This window comes from Nocardia vinacea NBRC 16497, from assembly GCF_000308835.1.
GTDB classification, from domain to species: domain Bacteria; phylum Actinomycetota; class Actinomycetes; order Mycobacteriales; family Mycobacteriaceae; genus Nocardia; species Nocardia vinacea.
The window spans coordinates 1-5,192 of record NZ_BAGN01000123.1 but is presented as its reverse complement, the minus strand read 5'-3'; the positions used below and the strand labels follow the sequence as shown (position 1 = coordinate 5,192).

Annotated in this window: 6 protein-coding genes; 4 read left to right on the top strand and 2 right to left on the bottom strand. The window is 65.4% G+C overall.

Annotated elements, in window-relative coordinates; all coding sequences use genetic code 11:
• Together katG and ON44_RS17260 are read right to left on the bottom strand one after the other, a co-directional pair.
• On the bottom strand, nucleotides 1–1,885 hold a 1,885-nt coding region (katG, locus tag ON44_RS17265; protein WP_040691291.1), incomplete at its 3' end, for a catalase/peroxidase HPI.
• 46 nt (nucleotides 1,886–1,931) lie between these two features.
• Nucleotides 1,932–2,336: a Fur family transcriptional regulator gene (locus tag ON44_RS17260; RefSeq protein WP_373283171.1), complete on the bottom strand. Its 405-nt coding sequence runs from the start codon at nucleotides 2,334–2,336 to the stop codon at nucleotides 1,932–1,934.
• A gap of 604 nt (nucleotides 2,337–2,940) precedes the next feature.
• On the opposite strand from ON44_RS17260, the gene ON44_RS17255 reads away from it, so the two are divergent.
• The 4 genes from ON44_RS17255 to ON44_RS17245 all read left to right on the top strand — a co-directional run bounded on the left by ON44_RS17255 (nucleotide 2,941) and on the right by ON44_RS17245 (nucleotide 5,140).
• Entirely contained in the window at nucleotides 2,941–3,438 is a 498-nt protein-coding gene (locus ON44_RS17255) for a pyridoxamine 5'-phosphate oxidase family protein (RefSeq protein ID WP_040691290.1), read from the top strand.
• Nucleotides 3,439–3,489: 51 nt separating this feature from the next.
• Entirely contained in the window at nucleotides 3,490–3,927 is a 438-nt protein-coding gene (locus ON44_RS17250; protein ID WP_040691286.1) for a VOC family protein, read from the top strand.
• Nucleotides 3,928–4,402: 475 nt separating this feature from the next.
• Entirely contained in the window at nucleotides 4,403–4,525 is a 123-nt protein-coding gene (locus ON44_RS53460) for a hypothetical protein (RefSeq protein ID WP_281005205.1), read from the top strand.
• Nucleotides 4,526–4,741: 216 nt separating this feature from the next.
• Nucleotides 4,742–5,140, top strand: coding sequence for a PPOX class F420-dependent oxidoreductase (locus tag ON44_RS17245; protein WP_040691283.1), 399 nt, complete (start codon nucleotides 4,742–4,744; stop codon nucleotides 5,138–5,140).
• Nucleotides 5,141–5,192: the final 52 nt, after the last annotated feature.

Below are 5,192 nucleotides of genomic sequence, written 5' to 3'. Positions count from 1 at the left end.
CCGTCATCTCCGGAGCCGTCACGTCGAGCATGTACGCCCGGTCGAGCAGCAGACGCTCCAGCGGAGCCTTCTCACCGGACCGCACGTAGTTGCGGAACCCGTCCGCCCGCGGTTCCAGCACCGCGAACGATTCCACATCGGTGTTCTCCTGTGTGGCGTCGGTCCGTCCGGGTGCGAACGGCACCGTGATGTCGTGGCCGGCATCCTTGGCCGCCTTCTCCACCGCCGCGGACCCGGCGAGGATGATCAGGTCGGCCAGCGACACCTTCTTGCCGTCGGAGGCCGAACCGTTGAACTCCTGCTGGATCTGCTCGAGCACAGGCAGCACCTTCGCCAACTCGGCGGGTTCGTTTACCTCCCAATCCTTCTGGGGTGCGAGCCGAATCCGGGCGCCGTTGGCACCGCCGCGCTTATCGGTGCTGCGGAAGCTCGCCGCCGCAGCCGCCCACGCGGTCTTGACCAGCTGCGCGACCGAGAGGCCGGAGTCGAGGACGTTTCGCTTCAGCGACGCGACGTCCTGTTCATCGACCAGTTCGTGATCGACGTCCGGAACCGGATCCTGCCACAGCTGCGGCCCGGGAACCCATGGCCCGAGGTAGCGGCTGAGCGGTCCCATATCACGGTGCAGCAGCTTGTACCACGCCTTGGCGAATGCCTCGGACAGTTCCTCCGGGTGATCCAGCCAGCGGCGGGTGATCTCCCGATAGATCGGATCTTCCCGCAGCGACAGGTCCGTAGTCAGCATGGTCGGGGTTCGGGCGGGCCCGCCGAACGGATCCGGAATGGCACCCTCGCCCGCACCGTCCTTCGGCTTGTACTGCCACGCCCCGGCCGGGCTCTTGGTCAGCTCCCACTCATAGCCGTACAGGTTCTGCAGGAAGCCGTTGTCCCACTTGGTCGGACTGGCAGTCCAGACGACCTCGAGACCGCTGGTGATGGCGTCCTTACCCACGCCGGTCCCGTGGGAACTCTTCCAGCCCAGGCCCTGCTGCTCGAGCGGGGCCGCTTCGGGTTCGGGACCGACCAGGTCGGCATCGCCCGCACCGTGGGTCTTGCCGAAACTGTGGCCGCCGACGATCAGTGCGGCAGTCTCCTCGTCGTTCATCGCCATGCGGCCGAACGTCTCACGGATGTCCCGCGCGGCGGCCACCGGATCCGGGCGGCCGTTGGGCCCTTCCGGATTCACATAGATCAAGCCCATCTGGACCGCGCCGAACGGCTTTGCCAGATCCCGGTCACCGCTGTAGCGCTCATCGCCGAGCCAGGTGTCCTCCGAGCCCCAGAACACTTCTTCCGGCTCCCAGATATCGGGGCGGCCGAAACCGAAGCCGAAGGTCTGGAAACCCATCGAGTCGAGAGCGACATTGCCGGCGAACACCAACAGGTCGGCCCAGGAGATCTTGTTGCCGTACTTCTGCTTGACCGGCCACAGCAGCCGACGAGCCTTGTCCAGACTGGCGTTGTCGGGCCAGCTGTTGAGTGGCGCGAAGCGCTGCGCCCCCTGGCCGCCGCCACCGCGCCCGTCGGCGATTCGGTACGTGCCCGCCGCATGCCAGCTCATCCGGATGAACAGACCACCGTAATTGCCGTAGTCCGCAGGCCACCAGTCCTGCGAGTCGGTCAGGACCGCGGCGACATCGGCCTTCAGAGCGTCGACATCGAGTTTCTTGAACTCCTCGGCGTAGTTGAAATCCTCGCCCAGCGGATTGGCCTTGGATGAATGTGCGTGCAGCACCGTGACATCGATCTGCTCGGGCCACCAGTCCTTGTTGGTGCGGGGGCGATGGTCGGTCTGCGGAGTCGGGGATGGGATGACCGGGTTCTCGCTCTCGCTTGCGCTTCGAGTTCCGGTCTCAGGAGCGGGAGGGCGGCTGTCGGATGTCATGACATTCCTTCCTGAAATGGGTATGCGGGCTGCGATCAGGACGCGATCAATCGGCGTGCGACGAAGCGCAATCCGGACACAGGCCCCAGTAGATGACCTCGGCCTCGTCGATCGAGAAGCCGCGGTCGTCGGTCGCGGTCAAGCACGGGGCCTCGCCGACCGCGCAGTCGACATCGGCGATCGATCCGCACGACCGGCATACGACGTGGTGGTGATTGTCACCGACCCGTGTTTCGTACCGCGCGACCGAGCCGGACGGCTGAATGCATCGAAGCAGGCCCGCGGCGGTGAGCACGCGCAATGAGTCGTACACCGCCTGGTGCGACACCGCTGACAGACGGGATCGCACCGCGCGGATGATCGAATCCGTGTCGGCGTGCGGATAGTCGTGCACCGCACTCAAAATCGCAATACGCGGAGCGGTCACGCGAAGCGAAACTCCCCGCAGCATCTGCTGGAATTCCGTGTCCGTGGGCACGCCCAGGAGTCTCGTCCGTTTTCTGGAACGAGTCAAGCATTCCGGCCGATGTTTCGCGTTTCGGCACCGCGTCTGATCGACCGTGGTGAGGTAGGTATCGAGCCGGGCCGCGCCGGCTAGAACCGGCAGCACCTTGTCCTCGACCGGAACCTTCAATCGCCGTGATCCGGCCACAGACCGGCTCCTCGGCTCGGTGCGTAAACCGAGGCCGGCCGAGGTGCTCGGGTCGGCCGGGAGGTGCTCGGCCGTTCGGCGGGTGGACTCTGATCGCCTGTCCGACAGCGCATCCGACGCCGGTACCAAACGCGCTGTTTGTCGGGGAGCGGGGTGCCTAGCGGCAGGGCAGACACGCGGGGACGCTCGGACTGCCGTCGCTCAGGTCCTCATTGCCCTCGGAGTCGCTGAGCGAACCGGAATTGTGTGCGGTGACCCGACTTCCGACGCGCCGCGATGATCGGATCCGGAAAAAAATCTGGAAATTCATGCGCCGTGGATGTCGAGAGCGCTCGGACGGCTCCGTCCCAGGGGTACGAGCAGCCGAACGGGCCTCGACGACACCGACGAAGGAGCGACCATCATGCAACCGAACCAGATCACCGCGATCCTGAACCTCCCGATCAGCCAGGAACTCCTGGCCCGCGACCTGCTGCGCATGGCCTACGTCGCCCAGGACGGCACACCCCGCAACATCCCGATCGCCTTCACCTGGAACGGTTCACAGATCGTCGTCTGCACAACGAAGAATGCCCCGAAGCTTCCCTATCTGCGCCACCACCCCGAGGTCGCGCTGACGATCGACACCGAGGTGCATCCGCCGAAGATCCTGCTCATCCGCGGCCGGGCGGAGCTGGACATGGTCGACGGCATCCCGGAGGAGTACCTGCAGATGAACGGCAGCTACGAAATGACCCCCGAGCAGCGCGTCGAGTGGGAGGCGGAGGTCCGCTCGCTCTACGACGGCATGGTCCGGATCGTGATCACTCCGACCTGGGTGAAGCTGATCGACTTCGAAACCACCCTGCCCACCGCGGTCGAGGAGCTGATCCAGCAGCGGGCCGAGCGTCAGCGCGCCTGAACCGATCAACCCGGCCAAAATGGGCCGTAGCGAATCTTAAGGAGAATCTCAATGACGATCCACCGGATGGATCACGTCGGCGTTGTGGTCGAGGATCTCGCGGCCGCTATCGCGTTCTTCGTCGCACTGGGTCTGGAACTGGAGGGCGAAGCAACAGTCGGGGGCCAGTGGGCCGACGACCTCCTCGGACTGGACGGTGTCCGAGCAGACATCGCCGTCGTACGGACTCCGGACGGCCATAGCCGGGTCGAGCTCTCGACATTCCGCTCGCCGGTGACCACCAGCACTGCGCCGAAGGCGCCGGTGAACACCCCGGGCATCCCTCGCCTGACGTTCGTCGTCGACGACGTCGAGGACGTTCTCGACCGCCTGCGCGCCCACGGCGCCGAACCCGTGGGCGCGGTAGCCCAATACGAAGACATCTACCGGTACAGCTACCTCCGCGGCCCCGCCGGCATCATCATCGGGCTGGTCGAGGAACTCCACTGAACGACATCGGCCGGCCCGAGCACCTCGGCCGGCCCGCGATCCGCCCGCAAATCGTCCAGGTCGAGGACCCGTTCGGCCTCGGTGGCCGCAAGCCGTAGACAGGCCAGCAGTCCGACTGCCACACACGATTGCGTTGCGTCGTCGGATCGCGGAACACCTTGCGCCGCAACATCACCCATGACTTGCGGTCGGCGCGATAACCACGCGGCAACAGCAACCCGCGCCGCCGCAGCGCTCGCTCCACGGGGTCGGGCTGCCCGCAACCCCGGTCGACGAGGACCGGGACCGCGATGAGTCCCAGCACCACCAGCGGAACCAGCAGGCCGAAGATCTGCCGGCGTTCGGTGACCGGCTTGCCGGCGAGAGCGTCCGCTCGGCCGGAACGGGCATGTGCAGCTTGCTGATCCGAGCGCGATCCCGCGGTAGCGACCCGAAATCTAGCAACGCTAGACAAGCTAGCCGATAAATGTTATCGTTGCTCCAGTTTCTAGCGCTGCTAGAAACTGGAAGGGAAGCCGAAATGCTCATCGTCACCGGCCAGATCATCGCCGCCGTCGCCGTTCTCGCCAACGCCATCGTCTATGGCACCGATGTATGAGGCGCCGTGATCACCCGGTCGGTGTACCGCAAGCTCGATGACGCGATCATTGCCATTGCCGGACTGTGCGCCGCGCTGATCCTGTTCTGATCTCAGAGCACGGGGAGGCGGTGTCGCACGTGAGTAGAGGCAACAGCTTGCGCTTCCCGCACCCGACATCTTCCGGCTGATCGCCGGGGGCACACCTGATATCGAATTCACCGAGGAGTAACTGACATGACCTTCACCATCAATGAACAGCAGTTCCTCGCGGAGGCCGGGATCGGTCGGCTGGCCACGGTGTCGCCCGACGGCGTTGTGCAGAACAACCCGACCACCTATCGGGTGAACGCGGACGGCACGATCGACATCGGGGGCATGCGGATGCGCGGCAGTCGAAAGTACCGCAATGTCGAGGCGGGCAGCCGGGTGTCGTTCGTCATCGACCAACAGGTTTCACTGGAGCCATACGTGATTCGCGGCATCGAGGTACGCGGCACAGCCGAGGCGCTCGATGACGAGGAGCCACCGTTCCAACCCCAGGAACGCGCGCTCATCCGAATTCACCCCGAACGGGTCATCTCCTGGGGCATCGACGGCGGATCCTTCGACTTCACCAGTCGCGGCGCCGAGTAGAGGCCATGCGCAACCTGGGCTCGACGCTCTAAGGACCATCGCACCGGAGGGC